This window comes from Bradyrhizobium hipponense (assembly GCF_008123965.1).
Taxonomy (GTDB): domain Bacteria; phylum Pseudomonadota; class Alphaproteobacteria; order Rhizobiales; family Xanthobacteraceae; genus Bradyrhizobium; species Bradyrhizobium hipponense.
This window is the reverse complement of the sequence record NZ_VSTH01000109.1, coordinates 1-14,517: the sequence shown is the minus strand read 5'-3', so window position 1 is coordinate 14,517 and position 14,517 is coordinate 1. Positions and strand designations below refer to the sequence as shown.

Sequence of the window (14,517 nt, the reverse complement as noted above, 5' to 3'; positions counted from 1 at the left end):
CCCCCTCCCTGCCCCTCCCCCACAAGGGGGGAGGGAATGAGAGGATGGCACCCTCCTCACATGTGAGCTTCGTGCTTTTCTGCCCGCACTTGAAACCAACCATCACGTCCTCCGCTGCGGGTCGACGATGTCGCGCAGGCCGTCGCCGAGGAGGTTGAAGCAGAACACGGCGATCATCAGCGCGAGGCCGGGGAACAATGCGATCCACCATTCGCCTGACACCATGAAGCCGGCGCCCTCGGCGACCATGATTCCCCATTCCGCGGTCGGTGGGCGGACACCGAGGCCGATGAAAGAGAGGCCGGCGGCATTGAGGATGGCGTAGCCCATGGTCAGCGACATCTGCACGATCATGATCGGCATGATGTTCGGCAAAATATGCACCAGCAGGATGCGAAACTCGCCGTTGCCGGACAGCCGCGCCGCCTGAACGAAGCCGGCATTGCGGCGAACATTGGCTTCGGCGCGCGCGACGCGGGCATAGAGCGGAAAGTTGACGATGGCTGTCGCCAGGATGATGTTCTGCACGGTGTTGCCGAGCGCGGCCACGATGCCCATCGCCAAGACGAACAGCGGGAATGCCATGATGGTGTCGGCGATGCGGCCGACGATGCGATCGGTCCAGCCGCCGAAATAGCCCGCGGCGATGCCGGCGAGCCCGCCCATCAGGAACACCAGCACGACGGAGGCGACCGCGATGAACGTATCGAGCCGCGTTGCCACGACGACGCGGCTGAAGATGTCGCGGCCCAACTGATCAGTGCCGAACCAGTGCGCGGCCGAGGGCGGCTTCAGCGACGCCGCGGTGTCGGACGCCAGCGGATCATACGGAACCACGTAGGGACCGAAGATTGCGGCAATGAGGATCACGATCAGGAGCGCGAACGCAAAGCCCGTGACCTTGTTCTCGCCGAGAACGTAACGGGTCTGTTCGAGGAGCGCGACCAGTCCCGAGGTACGCGCGGGACCGACGGGTGCAACAACAGGCGCAACGGTGCTCATGGTTTAACCCTCAAGCCTGACGCGTGGATCGATCACGCCGTAGAGAATGTCGATCACGAGATTCAAGAGCACGTACATCACCGCCATGGTCAGCACGAAACCCTGTACCGGCGCGAAGTCCGACGAGATCAGCGCTTCCACCGCATAGGAGCCGATGCCGGGCCAGGCGAACACTTTTTCGACCAGCACGTTGGCCCCCAGCAGGAACGAAAACACCATGCTGAGCGTGGTGATGACAGGGAGCATCGCGTTGCGGAAGGCGTAGGTGACGATGACGGTCGCGGGCGACAGGCCGCTGGCACGCGCGGTGCGCACGAACTCCGACGACAGCACCGCCAGCATCGAGGCGCGGGTCATGCGCGCGATCGGCGCCAGCGAGAAGATTGCAAGCGTCGTTGCCGGCAGGATGAGCTGGCTGGCCGCCGAACGGAACGCCTCGAAGTCGCGCGCGATCAGGGTGTCGATCAAATAGAAGCCGGTCACGGTCGGCGGCGCGCTGTAGAACACATCGAGCCGGCCGAGCGGCGCGGGCGACCAGCCGAGCTGGAAATAGAAGACGTAGACCAGCACCAGGCCGGTGAAGAACACCGGCAGCGATACGCCGGCCGTCGTCGTCACCCGGCAGAGATGGTCGACCCACGACCCCGGCCGCGTCGCCGCCAGTACGCCGAGGGGAATGGCGATCACGACCGAGACGATGAGGCCGAGCAGCGTCAGCTCGGCCGAGGCCGGCAGGCGATTGCGGATCTCGGCCGCGACCGGCTGACCGGTGGTGAGCGAGTTGCCGAAATCGCCATGGGCGAGATCGTTGGTGTAGCGGAAGAACTGCTCGATCAGCGGCCGATCGAGACCGAGCTTCTTGCGAATCTGCTCGACGGCTTCCTTCGTTGCGGCGGGACCTGCAAAATACGCCGCGGGATCACCGGGCAGAGCGCGCGTGAGCAGGAAGGTGACGATGACGACTCCGATCAGCGAGGGAATCGCGAACATCAGGCGCTTGCCGATCATGGTCAGCATGGCGACCTCCTGGTGTGGAAATGAGATCGAGCCGCGCGTACCGCTGCGCCCCCTCTCCCCTTGTGGGAGAGGGTTGGGGTGAGGGGTAGCCCCAAGCTAGGTCGGAGTTCGTGGCTACCCCTTACCCTGCCCCTCTCCCACAAGGGGAGAGGGAATGAGAGAGTGCTGCCCACCTCACTTGTCGGAGACATACAGAGAGACGCGGCCGTGTCGCGCGCCATGACCCCCCTCACCCCTTCGCCATCGCGCGATAATCGAGGCGGCGGTGGAACCAGTATTGGTAGCCGCTGATGTTCTTCTGCATCGCGACGTTGACGAAGGGCTGGTACAGCGGGATGCGCGGGATGTCGGCGTAGGCGAGATCGACAAAACCCTTCACGTCGGTGTCGTAGGTCGCGGCGTCCCCGGCCGCGGCAGCAACGCGGGCGCCGTCGATCAGTCTGTCCATCTCCGCCGACTTGTAGCTCATGGTGTTGAAGACGGAATTGTTGCCGTGGTAGCACCAGTAGAAGAAGTACTCGGGATAATCGAGCCAGCCCGAGAACACGTTGGTGAAGAGCGGCATCTCCTTCTTGTTCAACTCGGTGCGCCAGTTGGCGCCAGGCACTTTGTTGATGGTGGTCTTGATGCCGAGCTGGGCGAGTGATTCCTGCACCAGGACGCACAGCGGCTCGTTGACGCCGGCGAAGTTGAGGTCGAACGAGATCGTGGTCTCGAAACCGTTGGCGTAGCCGGCTTCAGTCAGCAGCGCCTTCGCCTTGTCCATGTCGGTGTTGTATCTGTGCTGCTGCGGCCAGGCGACTTCCGTCGCCTTGTCCTTTGCCGCGCCGAACATGGGATTGCCGAGACCGAACAGCACGGCATCCATGATCTTCTGGTACGGTAGCGCATAGGCGATGGCCTGCCGCACCTTCACATTGTCGAACGGCGGCTTGGTGACGTTCATGCCGATATACTGGATGCCGTTGGAGAACGGCAGCGACACCACGTTGAGCTTGCCGCTCGCCTTCATCTCCTGGAAATCCTTGAACGGCAGCTCGTAGGAGATATCGGCGTCGCCGCGCTCCAAGAGTGCGCGGCGGTTACCCGCTTGCGGCACCATGCGCCAGATCACGCGCTTGATCTTCGGCAAGGGTCCGCCGACCCAGTCCTCGTTGCGCTCCATGATCACTTCGGTGCCGGCAGTCCACTTCGTCACCTTGTAGGCGCCGGAGCCCGCGGTCTGCTGCTTGGTGAATTCGAGACCCCAGGGATCTTTTTCGCTGGCGTTCTTCTTCACCAGCTCGGAGTTGACGATGCACGGCACGATCACCGCAAGATCGGGAATCGTCAGCTTGTCCTTTTTCAGGAAGTCGACCCGCACGGTGTAGTCGTCGATGACGACGAACTGCTCCGGCTTGGTCAGCGAGCCCGCGCTCATCTGGAAGGTCGGAAAGCCGCCGACGCTGACGGCGCGATCGAGCGACCATTTGACGTCCTTGGCCGTGACCGGCGTGCCGTCGTGGAATTTGGCGTTCTTCTTCAGCTTGAAGGTGACCGACATGTCGTCGATCTTGATGTCCTCGGCGAGCTCGCCCTTGAACTTGTCGCGGTCGTAATAGGGCACGCCGCCGGGCCCGCTCTTCATCTCGTGGCTGAGCAGCCGATCGTAGCAATTCCAGGACACTTCATAGCCGGGCACGTTGGTGCCGACGCCGTGGATGTCGAGATTGTTAGGCCCGCCTTCCGAGACGATCAGCAGCGTCTCCGAGCGCGCATCGGCCTGGGCCGACGAGATCACCGAAGGCATGGCCGGAAGCGCCGCGCCAGCGGCCAATCCGGTGGCGGACTTGAGGAAATCGCGGCGTTTCATGAAAATGCTCCAACACAAAAGTTTCTGGTTGGAACTGGATTCGCAAGGTTCGTGCCAAGGATGGAAAGAGACGTATTCTGACTTAACGCGCTGAAGACACGAATGAAATTTTCAAATGCGGCCTGCCAAGAGCAAACGGCCCCTCGCCAAAGTTGCATACAAAGACGCATGATTGCCTATTTGTTGAGCCCTCCGAAGTAGGAGCCCGCTTAATAAGCGCTGCCTGTCATTCCGGGGCGATGCGCAGCATCGAGCTATGATGCGCAATTGCGCATCTGAGAATCCATCGGGCCGCAGAACGCGAGGGGTAAATGGATTCCGAGCTCGCCGCTCCGCGGCGCCCCCGGAATGACAGAGAGGGAGGCGCTCACCCCGCCCAAATCAAATCCTGAAGCTCGACGAGATCGTTCGCCTTGTCCTGCCATCCCTCGATGCAGATGTGGCTGTTGAGATCGCTGGCGCGATGCAGCAGCATCAGGGCCATCAGGCGTCGCTTGAGCGCATAGTCCGGCTTCGCATAACCAAAACCTTCGAGCAGGCTGCGCACGCGGCCGGGCCGGCCCGCCGCCATGAAGGCGCTGGGGCCTAGCAAATCGTAGTCGCGCCATCCCGTCAGCACGTCGCCGAAATCGAATAGGCCGGCGAGCGACCATTCACTGTTGTGGCAAGCGAGCAGAAAATTCTCTGGAATGTACTCGCCGATCAGGATCACCGGCGGCGCATCCATCGGGATGAGGTCGGTTGCGTCGCTCAGGAGATCGTCGAGGCCGGCGAGGAATTTTGGCGCAAGGCCGAGACGCTCGTGCCTGCTGCGACAACCCTGCATCTGCCTGCGCATGAACGCATCCCAGCGCGGCTCGATTTGCGAGAGCGGTCCGAGCGGCGCGCGCTGCACGGCTGCGATGGTCTCGCCGAGCTGGCGCATCACGCGTTCCTTCTGCGCTTCCGGCAGCGAGGGCCAGACCTCCGAGCCGAGCGTGCCGGCAAGACGCGTGATGATCAGATAGGGCCAGCCGTCGCGCATCCCTTCCGCGACGATTCCCGGAATCGGCAGATGAAGGCGGCCTGCAAGCTGCGTCAGCGAGCCGCGTTCGGAGACGAACTGCGCAAGGAGCAGCGGTGGGAAGATTTTCAGGATCAGCTTCTCGCCAAATCCGACGACGAGATTGGTGCCGGTCGCGAACACCTGCGGCGAGCTGACGTCGAGCCCGTGGCTGCGAGCGATGTCCAGCGCGATCGGAAGCCAGCGTGTTGAATCGGAGCGAAAGGCGCGAAAGCGTTCTGCGTCGGTGAAGTGAGATAGTGTCATCGACATCGCGACCTTGATGCATTTCATAAGCAGTTTCCGTGCGGCCCATCCTTCGAGACGCCCGCTTTGGGCGGGCTCCTCAGGATGAGGGCGGAGTGCGCGGCAGCCATTTCGACGGGCCCCGATGCCCGCTTAGCCTCGTCCTGGCCCCGATGCCGGTTAGCCTCATCCTGAGGAGCCGCGCAGCGGCGTCTCGAAGGATGGCCGCGAGCTCCTGTACCTCAGGACGGGAGGCCGCAACCCTCACCGTCCCGCCAGCCGATCTTGTCCTTCAAAAACTGATAGCCCAGCACCTCGAAGCCTGCGCGTTCCTTGTTGTCCTTGCCGTAGCCGTGGCCGCCCGCCGCCGGCTCGTAGAACCAGGCCTCGTAGCCCATTGCCTGGAGCTTTGCGGCCATCTTGCGCGCGTGACCGGGATGGACGCGGTCATCGCGCCGCGTGGTGGCGATCAGGATCGGCGGATAGGACTGGCCGGGTTTTGCGTTGTGATAGGCGGAGTAGGTCTTCAGCCACTCCCATTCCTCGGCCTTGTCGGGATCGCCATATTCGGCGATCCAGCTCGCGCCCGCGAGCAGCTTGGTGTAGCGGCGCATGTCGATCAGCGGGATGGTGCAGAACAGCGCGCCGAAACGCTCCGGGTAGCGCACCAGCATGTTGGTGATCAGAATGCCGCCGTTCGATCCGCCCTGCGCGGCGATCCGCTTCGCTGTCGTGACGCCGCGGCGGACGAGATCGGCGGCCACGGCCGCGAAATCGTCATGCGACAGCTTTTTGCCGGCGAGCCGGCCGGCATCATGCCAGCGCGTGCCGAACTCGCCGCCGCCGCGCAAATTCGCCTGCACGACGGTGCCGCCGCGCTCCAGCCACAGCTTGCCGAGCGAGGCGTTGTAGTACGGCTTCACCGCGAGCCCGAAGCCGCCATAGGCGGTCATATAGACCGGCGCATCGCCGGTCTCGGTCGCGGGGCCGGTCTGAACATAAGGTATGCGCTCGCCGTCGATCGAGATCGCCTCGTGCTGCGTCACCACGAGACCGTCGGCGGTGAACGTCTTCGGCGCCTGCTTCAGCACGGTCGGGCTTGTCACGCCGCGCTCGATCAACAGCAGCGACGGCGGCGTGAGCGGGTCCTGGACATTGGCGAGCACATCGCCATTGCTTTCGGACGGATGACGATCGAGCGGCCAGAGGTCGACGACGCCGATGCCAGGAAGGCCGCCGAGCGTCTCGCGGCTCCAGCCGGTGACTGACGGCGTGCAGATCTCGAATCGCGGCCTGAGCTCGTCGAGGATCGAGAGCACCAGTTTGCCCGCGGTCCAGAAGAAGCCTTGTAAGGCGCGCCGCGGGCCGGGCTCGAACAGCAACGTGAAGCCGCGGCTGCCGGCCATGAACGCCGGGAGCGAAATGCCGAGCACGGCGTCAGCGGCATAGGTTCGTCCTTCGCTCGACCAGGCCTCGCGCAGCTTGATCGCGAACCACTCGCTATGCGCTTGCAGCCAGATGCCGGTCGGCAGGTCGAGCTTTTTCGTGGTGCCGGCTTCGTCGCGCAGCCAGATGGCGTAGTTGAAGAAGTCGATCTGGTCGGTGATCCACGTGCGCGGCCGAGCTCCGGTGTCGTCGACGCTGCCATAGATCATCATATGATCGGCCGTGGTCTCGAAGATCAGCTGCGCCTGATCGACAGGCTGGCCGCGCCGCCACAACCGAACGGTCCTTGAATATCCAGAGCTCGTTGTCATGCCCTCGCCATAGGCGCTGGACAGCAGCAGCGTGTCCGGATCGAGCCGGTCGACGCCGCCCTTGGCTTCCGGCAGCGTAAAGCCGTCAGCGACAAAGCTCTTCGTATCGACGTCGAATTCCCGCAAAGTGACGGCGTCGCTGCCACCGCGCGACAGGCTTAAGATCACTCGCGATTGTCCCGGCTGCGAGCTGATCGAGCTCAGCAGCCAGTCTTCGCCTTCGCGCGCCGCAAGCTGGTCGATATCCAGCATGATCTCCCACGCCGGGCTGGCTTTGCGAAACTCCGCCAGCGTGGTCCGCCGCCACAGGCCGCGCGGATTGGCGGCGTCCTTCCAGAGATTGTGAAGATGCGTGCCGCGACGTCCCACATAGGGAATGTTGTCGGGCCGGTCGTAGATCGCCGCGAGCGTGTCGCGGTCGCGTTCGAAAGCCTTTCCGCCGAATTTATCCAGCGTCACTCTGTTCTGCCGTTCGACGAAATCGATCGCGCGCGGGCCTTCGATCTCCTCCAACCAGAGCCAGGGATCGTCATCGGGCTTGCCAAGCGTGGGCCTGTCGTCGATGGACATGATGCAAACTCCGCAAACAAAGCGCGGCGGGATAGGATTTGATCGAGCGCAAGCCGTCAAGAGCGCGGCTCGGTATCATCCCTCCGATTGCGTCAGAGGCATGGCCTGCGCCCGTTTGCGCCGGTTGCTCACCCTCCTGCGCCCCTCCATAGTGCCGGGAATCAACAATGCCCTTGTGATCTCGCTTGTGATCTTCCTTGGGGCGGAAATGCCAATGCTTGACGTGACTGCAACCGACGAAATCGCCGCCGCCGACCGCGTGCGGACCAATGTGGTGCGTCTTGCCGCGGCACAGGCGCTGACCGGCGCGAATTCGGCGGTGATCTTCGCCACCGGCGCGATCGTCGGCGCCACGCTTGCGCCCGACATGTCGTTCGCGACCGTGCCGATATCGATATATGTGGTGGGGCTTGCCGCCGGCACGCTGCCGACCGGCGCGATCTCGCGCCGCTTCGGCCGCCGCGCCGCCTTCGTCATCGGCACCGGCTGCGGCACGCTCACCGGCCTGCTCGGCTCGTTCGCGATCCTGCATGCCTCGTTCGCGCTGTTCTGCGTCGCGACGTTTCTCGGCGGCCTCTATGGCGCCGTGGCGCAATCCTATCGCTTCGCCGCCGCCGACGGCGCCAGCGCGGCGTACCGGCCCAAGGCAGTATCCTGGGTGATGGCCGGCGGCGTGTTCGCCGGCGTGCTCGGTCCGCAGCTCGTGCAATGGACCATGGACGTCTGGTCGCCTTATCTGTTCGCGTTCAGCTTCCTGGTGCAGGCCGCGGTCGCGCTGGTCGCGATGGGCATCGTCGCCGGCGTCGACATGCCGAGGCCGGCTCCGGCTGATCTGCATGGCGGGCGGCCGCTGCTCTCGATCGTGACCCAGCCGCGCTTCGTCGCAGCAGCGCTGTGCGGCGTGATCTCGTACCCCATGATGAACCTGGTGATGACCTCGGCGCCGCTCGCCATGAAGCTCTGCGGCCTCAGTCTGAGCGATTCCAATTTCGGCATTCAATGGCACATCGTCGCCATGTATGGGCCGAGCTTCTTCACCGGCGCGCTGATCGCCCGCTTCGGCGCACCCAGAATCGTCGCCGCCGGCCTGTTGCTGGAAGCAGGCGCCGCCACGATCGGTCTCTCCGGCATCACCGCGATGCACTTCTGGGCCACGCTGATCGTGCTCGGTGTCGGCTGGAATTTCTCCTTCATCGGCGCCTCCGCGCTGGTGTTGGAGACGCACCGCCCGCAGGAGCGCAACAAGGTGCAGGCCTTCAACGATTTCCTGGTGTTCGGCATGATGGCGATCGGCTCGTTCTCGTCGGGCCAGCTGCTCGCCAATTTCGGCTGGTCCGCGGTGAACATGGTGGTGTTCCCGCCGGTGCTGCTCGGCCTCGTCGTGCTCTCACTCGTCTCCTGGGCCCGTCGGCGCAATGCGCGGCTGGAAGCGGCGATGGGCGAGTTCCCGGACGCGATCTGACTGGCAGGAGGCTGGCAGCAACGTTGATGCTTCGATCGCTGTCGAAGTGCTTTTCCGGTGAGGGCTATTTAGATGTCGTCATGGCCGGGCTAAAGCGCGAAGCGCGTCTTCACGCAAAATGTCCCGGCCATCCACGTCTTAGGCACGCGGATCGAAGGACGTGGATGCCCGGGCATAGGCGAGCGGAAGCGACGCCGTCCTTCAGACGGCTATGCCCGGGCATGACGGAGTAGGCAGCATGCTCGACAACCCACAGACTCCAGCGATCGACGAATCCTCCCTCCGCTACGAAGGCTGGCGCATCGTTGCGGTCTGCTTCCTGCTCGCGACTTTTGGCTGGGGCCTCGGCTTCTACGGCCAAAGCGTCTATGTCGCCGAGCTCCAGCGCGCGCACGGCTGGTCGGCCTCGCTGATCTCCTCGGGCACCACGTTCTTCTATCTGTTCGGCGCGCTGCTCGTCGTCTTCGTCGGCGAAGCCGTCAACAAATACGGTCCGCGGCTCGGCCTGATCGCCGGCACGCTGGCGATGTCGGCCGCCGCGGTTGCGATCGGCGCGGTGCGCGAGCCCTGGCAGCTATATCTCGCGAACGCCGTGCTCGCCTTCGGCTGGGCCGGCACCAGCCTTGCCATGATCACCAACACGATCAGCCTGTGGTTCGACCGGAAGCGCGGCATGGCGATCAGCCTGGCGCTCAATGGCGCGAGTTTCGGCGGCATCGTCGGCGTGCCGCTGCTGGTGAGCTTGATCGGCCATATCGGCTTTGCCAGCGCGATGTTTACCGTCGCCGGCGTCATGCTGGTGCTGCTCGTGCCGGTGATCCTGATCGTCGTCGGGCGGCCGCCCGATCTCCACGGCTGGCGTGGGACCGAGCAAGCCAAGCCGCAATCGTCGGCGCAGATCCGCACGCGCGCGATGCGCGACATCGGCTTCCTGACCGTGACGATCGCGTTCGCGCTGGTGCTGTTCGCGCAGGTCGGCTTCATCGTGCACCTGATCTCGTTCCTCGATCCCGTGATTGGGCGCGAGCGCGCGGCCGTCGCCGTGGCGGTGCTGACGGCAATGGCGGTGATCGGCCGCGTGCTGTTCTCGATGGTGATCGACCGCCTCAACCAGCGCCTTGCCTCGGCGCTGTCGTTCCTGAGCCAGGCAGCGGCGCTCCTCGTCGTCATCAACCTGCACAATGACTACGTGCTGATTGCGGCTTGCGCGGTGTTCGGCTTCTCGGTCGGCAACCTCATCACGCTGCCGTCGCTGATCGTGCAGCGGGAGTTCGATTCCGCCTCGTTCGGCGTGCTGATCAGCCTCAACACCGCGATCAACCAGGTGACCTATGCCTTCGGCCCCGGCGTGGTCGGCTTGCTGCGCGATCTCTCCGGCAGCTATTCGCTGCCGTTCTACCTCTGCATCGCGCTGGAGGTGATGGCCGCGGCGATGATCATGGTGCGCGGGCGACCACATTTGACGGCGTCATAGAACTTCGTAGGGTGGGTAAAGGCGCGTAGCGCCGTGCCCACCATCTGCTCTCCGCTCGTGCTGCAAGAACTGGTGGGCACGCTTCGCTTTTGCCCCACCCTACGAAGCCTGCGGCATCACGCTTCCCGCTGCCGCAACAACTCCTCGACATCCAGCCGCTTGGTGACCATCGCAAGCTTGCCGTCCGGCCCGAAGGGCCATCGCTCCCTAGGCCGGTCCCAGTACAGTTCGACGCCGTTGTCGTCGGGATCGCGCAAATAAAGCGCCTCGGATACGCCATGGTCGCTGGCGCCGTCGAGCGCGATGCCGGCCGAGAGCACGCGATGCAGCGCATCGGCCAGTGCCGGCCGGGTCGGATAAAGGATCGCGGTGTGATAGAGCCCGGTCGTGCCCGGCGGCGGCGGCGAGCCGCCCTTGCTCTCCCAGGTGTTGAGCCCGATGTGGTGATGATAGCCGCCGGCCGAGATGAAGGCCGCACCGGAGCTCATGCGCTGCATCAGCTCGAAGCCGAGCACGCCGCAATAGAAGCCAAGCGCGCGATCAAGATCGGCGACCTTGAGGTGGACGTGGCCGATCCTGGTGCCGGCGTGGACGGCGGGGTTCTGCGGCATGCGGTTGCTCCGTTGACCAACTCCACTTAAGTCGAGCCCCGGGACAGTGCTACTGGCCGATCCCGAAACCCAGCGTTTCCGGATGCGAAACTGTGCATCCGATCGGCGATCAAGCCAGCTCCGACACCTCGCCCTCCGGCAGGCCGAATTCGAACGTATTCAGCGTCATCGACACCAGCGTGTAGTAGCCGCACAGGCCGATCACTTCGACGACGCCGCGTTCGCCGAGCATCCTGACCGCATCATCATAGAGGCCCTTCTCGACGCCATGGCCCTCATGCAGCGACCTCGCCACATCGTAGATCATCTTAGTCTTGGGATCATCGAACTCCGGTGTGCGGCGGTCGCGGATCGCGTCGATGATTTTTGGATCCATGCCGCCGGCAAGCGCCAGACGCTTATGCGCGTACCATTCGTAATGCGCGGTCCAGTGCCGCGCCGTCACCAGGATCGCGATCTCCGAGAGCTTTGCCGGAAAGATCGTGCCGAAGCGCAGGACCTCGCCGAGCCGCGTCGCATGGCGGGCCATCTCCGGGCTGCTCAGCCAGGCCATCATCGGCGCCGGCGGCTTGCCGCGCTTGCCAGCAATCGACTCGTCGTAAGTCTGTCGCTGGGCCTCGTTCATTTCGCCAGGCGAAAGTAGTTTCAGGCGCATCGTTGTTTCCTCTTTATTTTCAAGCATCGCCGTGTCGGCCATGATAGCCGAATGCGGCCCGGCATGCGCGGCGGCGCGTCATGGAAATGGTTGAATTCCGCGAGGCGATAGCTCAGAGTCGCCCGCAACAAGCCGATTTCGAATGATGGAAACGACCCATGACAGACTCCACAGCGGGCGACTCCGAGGCCGCCGATCTCGAAACCTTCCGGGTTGAGACCCGCGCCTGGCTCGAGGCCAACTGCCCGCCGGAAATGCGCAAGCCCGCGACCTCGGATGCCGACGTGTTCTGGGGCGGGCGTAGCGCAAAATTCTCCTCCGAGCCGCAGCGCATCTGGTTCGAGCGCATGCGCGACAAGGGCTGGACCGTGCCGGACTGGCCGAAGGAATATGGCGGCGGCGGCTTGAGCGCCGCCGAGCACAAGGTGCTGCGCGCCGAGATGGGAAGAATCGGCGCACGGCCGCCGCTGTCGAGCTTCGGCATCTGGATGCTCGGGCCGGCGCTGCTCAAATACGGCAACGAAGCGCAGAAGAAGGAGCATCTGCCGAAGATCGCGGCGGGCCTGATCCGCTGGTGCCAGGGCTATTCCGAACCGAATGCCGGCTCCGATCTCGCCTCGCTCCAGACCCGCGCCGAGAGCGACGGCGACGATTTCGTCATCACCGGCCAGAAGATCTGGACCAGTTACGCCAACTACGCCGACTGGATCTTCTGCCTGGTGCGCACCGATCCAACCGCGAAGAAGCATGACGGCATCAGCTTCATCCTGTTCGACATGGCCTCGAAGGGCGTGACGACCAAGCCGATCCTCCTGATCTCCGGCTATTCCCCGTTCTGCGAGACCTTCTTCGACAATGTCCGCGTGCCGAAGTCGCATGTCGTCGGCACCGTCAACCGCGGCTGGGATGTCGCGAAATACCTGCTGCAGCACGAGCGCGCGATGATATCGGGCATGGGCGAACGCGGCGTCGGCCGTCCGCTCGGCCAGATCGCTGCCGACTCGGTCGGCACCGACGCAGCTGGCCGCCTGGACGATGCGATGCTGCGCGGCCGGATCGCCAGCTTCGATGTCGACGAAGCCGCGCTCGCCGCCTGCGCCGAACGTGCCGTCGATCTCGCCAAGGCCGGACAGGCGCATCCGGCGTTCTCCTCGGCGATGAAATATTACGGCACCGAGCTCAACAAGCGCCGCTATGAGATCTTGATGTCGGCCGGCGGCGTTGACGCGCTGGAGTGGGAAAGCGAGCGCTCGAGGCAGGGCGCCCGTCCGCGCGCCTGGCTGCGCACCAAGGCCAACTCGATCGAGGGCGGCACATCCGAGGTGATGCTCGGCATCGTCGCCAAGCGCATCCTCGATCTGCCGGGGGCGTGAGGCGTACGCTACCACCCGTCATTCCGGGGCGCGACGAGGTCGCGAGCCCGGAATCCATTCCTCCGCCAACACTGACGCACGATGGATTCCGGGCCTGCGCCTTCGGCACATCCCGGAATGACGAACAGAGATAGATTTCAAATCGGAACACCACCATGGCCCTCGTCCTCACTGAAGAACAATCGATGCTCCGCGACTCCGCCCGCGGGCTGATCAGTGACAAGGCGCCGGTGTCGCATCTGCGGCACTTGCGCGACAGCAAGGACCCGGTCGGCTTCTCCAGGGAGTTTTGGCATGCCTTCGCCGAGATGGGCTTCGCCGGCCTCTTGGTCCCGGAAGAGTTCGGCGGCAGCAGTCTCGGCTTCGTCGAGGCCGGCGTGGTCATGGAGGAGATCGGCCGCACCCTGATGCCGTCGCCGTTCCTCGCCACCAGCGTGGTCGCGGCCTCGGCGCTGAATCGCGGCGGCAATGCCGCGCAGAAGTCGGAATTCTTGCCGAAGATCTCCAACGGATCCCTGCTCGCGACGCTCGCAATCGACGAGGGCGCCAAGCATCGCCCGCTCCAGACCAGTCTTCAGGCCGTGCGCGCCGGCAACGGTTTCAAGCTGAGCGGCGCCAAGGCGCTGGTCGTCGATGGCCATGTCGCCGACATCCTGATCGTCGCGGCGCGCACCGCGGGCTCTCCTGGAGAGCGCGAGGGCCTGACGCTGTTCCTGGTCAATCCGAAAGCCAAGGGCGTCGCGGTCGAGCGCACCATCATGGTCGACGCGCACAACGCCGCGCGGATCGAGCTTGCGAATGTCGAGGTCAACGCCGACAGCGTGCTCGGCGAGGTCGATCAGGGCGCCGGCCTGCTCGAGGGCGTACTCGACATCGGCCGCGGCGCGGTGGCTTCCGAGATGGTGGGCTTGAGCGAAGAGGTGTTCGGCCGCACCGTCGAGTACCTGAAGAGCCGCAAGCAGTTCGGCAAGCTGATCGGCGAATTCCAGGCGCTCCAGCACCGTGCCGCCGAACTCTATGTCGACATCGAGATCACCCGCGCCGCCGTGATGAAAGCGCTCCAGGCGCTGGACGCCGATGTCGCCAAAGCAGCGTCAGCCGTTGCGGTGGCAAAAGCTCGTGCCGGCACCACCGCCACGCGCGCGGTGCAGGAAGGCGTGCAGATGCACGGTGGCATGGGCATGACCGACCAGTTCGACATCGGCTTCTTCATGAAGCGCGCGCGGGTGTGCGAGGAATTGTTCGGTGATGCGAACTACCACACCGAGCAGCTGGCAAGGGCGCGGGGGTATTGAGCTCTCACCCCTCATGGTGAGGAACCGCGCCTTCGCGGCGTCTCGAACCATGAAGGCCCCCGCTACTCCGTCTCGGCCTTTCATCCTTCGAGACGCCGCGAAGGCGCGCTCCTCAGGATGAGGGGAAAGAGCGTGTAGCCAGTAGATCCTATGGGTGGCAG

The 14,517-nt window shown here is 64.3% G+C and carries 11 protein-coding genes; 4 read left to right on the top strand and 7 right to left on the bottom strand.

Annotated elements, in window-relative coordinates:
• Positions 1 to 102: 102 nt before the first annotated feature.
• From FXV83_RS29635 to FXV83_RS29615, 5 genes are all read right to left on the bottom strand, one after another.
• Entirely contained in the window at positions 103 to 1,002 is a 900-nt protein-coding gene (locus tag FXV83_RS29635) for an ABC transporter permease (RefSeq protein WP_148743140.1), read from the bottom strand.
• Positions 1,003 to 1,005: 3 nt separating this feature from the next.
• Entirely contained in the window at positions 1,006 to 2,019 is a 1,014-nt protein-coding gene (locus tag FXV83_RS29630; protein ID WP_148743139.1) for an ABC transporter permease, read from the bottom strand.
• A 229-nt stretch (positions 2,020 to 2,248) separates the two neighbouring features.
• Positions 2,249 to 3,871: an ABC transporter substrate-binding protein gene (locus tag FXV83_RS29625; RefSeq protein WP_148743138.1), complete on the bottom strand. Its 1,623-nt coding sequence runs from the start codon at positions 3,869 to 3,871 to the stop codon at positions 2,249 to 2,251.
• A 367-nt stretch (positions 3,872 to 4,238) separates the two neighbouring features.
• A complete protein-coding gene (locus FXV83_RS29620; RefSeq protein WP_187436255.1) occupies positions 4,239 to 5,186 on the bottom strand; it encodes an aminoglycoside phosphotransferase family protein in 948 nt (315 codons plus the stop codon).
• A gap of 215 nt (positions 5,187 to 5,401) precedes the next feature.
• Entirely contained in the window at positions 5,402 to 7,486 is a 2,085-nt protein-coding gene (locus tag FXV83_RS29615) for a prolyl oligopeptidase family serine peptidase (RefSeq protein ID WP_148743136.1), read from the bottom strand.
• Positions 7,487 to 7,700: 214 nt separating this feature from the next.
• Here FXV83_RS29615 and FXV83_RS29610 point away from each other — a divergent pair, with 214 nt between their 5' ends.
• Entirely contained in the window at positions 7,701 to 8,948 is a 1,248-nt protein-coding gene (locus tag FXV83_RS29610) for an MFS transporter (protein WP_187436254.1), read from the top strand.
• A 238-nt stretch (positions 8,949 to 9,186) separates the two neighbouring features.
• On the top strand, positions 9,187 to 10,422 hold the full coding sequence (locus FXV83_RS29605) for an MFS transporter (protein WP_148743134.1): 1,236 nt from the start codon (positions 9,187 to 9,189) through the stop codon (positions 10,420 to 10,422).
• 116 nt (positions 10,423 to 10,538) lie between these two features.
• On the opposite strand, the gene FXV83_RS29600 is transcribed toward FXV83_RS29605, so the two are convergent.
• Positions 10,539 to 11,033, bottom strand: a complete 495-nt coding sequence (locus FXV83_RS29600; protein WP_148743133.1) for a VOC family protein — start codon at positions 11,031 to 11,033, stop codon at positions 10,539 to 10,541.
• A 109-nt stretch (positions 11,034 to 11,142) separates the two neighbouring features.
• Positions 11,143 to 11,688: a carboxymuconolactone decarboxylase family protein gene (locus FXV83_RS29595; RefSeq protein ID WP_187436253.1), complete on the bottom strand. Its 546-nt coding sequence runs from the start codon at positions 11,686 to 11,688 to the stop codon at positions 11,143 to 11,145.
• Between the two features lie 158 nt (positions 11,689 to 11,846).
• Here FXV83_RS29595 and FXV83_RS29590 point away from each other — a divergent pair, with 158 nt between their 5' ends.
• Both FXV83_RS29590 and FXV83_RS29585 read left to right on the top strand, forming a co-directional pair.
• Positions 11,847 to 13,061: an acyl-CoA dehydrogenase family protein gene (locus FXV83_RS29590; protein ID WP_148743131.1), complete on the top strand. Its 1,215-nt coding sequence runs from the start codon at positions 11,847 to 11,849 to the stop codon at positions 13,059 to 13,061.
• Between the two features lie 155 nt (positions 13,062 to 13,216).
• Positions 13,217 to 14,356, top strand: a complete 1,140-nt coding sequence (locus FXV83_RS29585) for an acyl-CoA dehydrogenase family protein (protein WP_148743130.1) — start codon at positions 13,217 to 13,219, stop codon at positions 14,354 to 14,356.
• Positions 14,357 to 14,517: the final 161 nt, after the last annotated feature.

Bases quoted from the DNA above. Each gene is read 5' to 3' on its own strand.
- FXV83_RS29635 (WP_148743140.1), bottom strand. From the start codon at position 1,002: ATGAGCACCGTTGCGCCTGTTGTTGCACCCGTCGGTCCCGCGCGTACC.
- FXV83_RS29630 (WP_148743139.1), bottom strand. From the start codon at position 2,019: ATGCTGACCATGATCGGCAAGCGCCTGATGTTCGCGATTCCCTCGCTG.
- FXV83_RS29625 (WP_148743138.1), bottom strand. From the start codon at position 3,871: ATGAAACGCCGCGATTTCCTCAAGTCCGCCACCGGATTGGCCGCTGGC.
- FXV83_RS29620 (WP_187436255.1), bottom strand. From the start codon at position 5,186: ATGTCGATGACACTATCTCACTTCACCGACGCAGAACGCTTTCGCGCC.
- FXV83_RS29615 (WP_148743136.1), bottom strand. From the start codon at position 7,486: ATGTCCATCGACGACAGGCCCACGCTTGGCAAGCCCGATGACGATCCC.
- FXV83_RS29610 (WP_187436254.1), top strand. From the start codon at position 7,701: ATGCTTGACGTGACTGCAACCGACGAAATCGCCGCCGCCGACCGCGTG.
- FXV83_RS29605 (WP_148743134.1), top strand. From the start codon at position 9,187: ATGCTCGACAACCCACAGACTCCAGCGATCGACGAATCCTCCCTCCGC.
- FXV83_RS29600 (WP_148743133.1), bottom strand. From the start codon at position 11,033: ATGCCGCAGAACCCCGCCGTCCACGCCGGCACCAGGATCGGCCACGTC.
- FXV83_RS29595 (WP_187436253.1), bottom strand. From the start codon at position 11,688: ATGCGCCTGAAACTACTTTCGCCTGGCGAAATGAACGAGGCCCAGCGA.
- FXV83_RS29590 (WP_148743131.1), top strand. From the start codon at position 11,847: ATGACAGACTCCACAGCGGGCGACTCCGAGGCCGCCGATCTCGAAACC.
- FXV83_RS29585 (WP_148743130.1), top strand. From the start codon at position 13,217: ATGGCCCTCGTCCTCACTGAAGAACAATCGATGCTCCGCGACTCCGCC.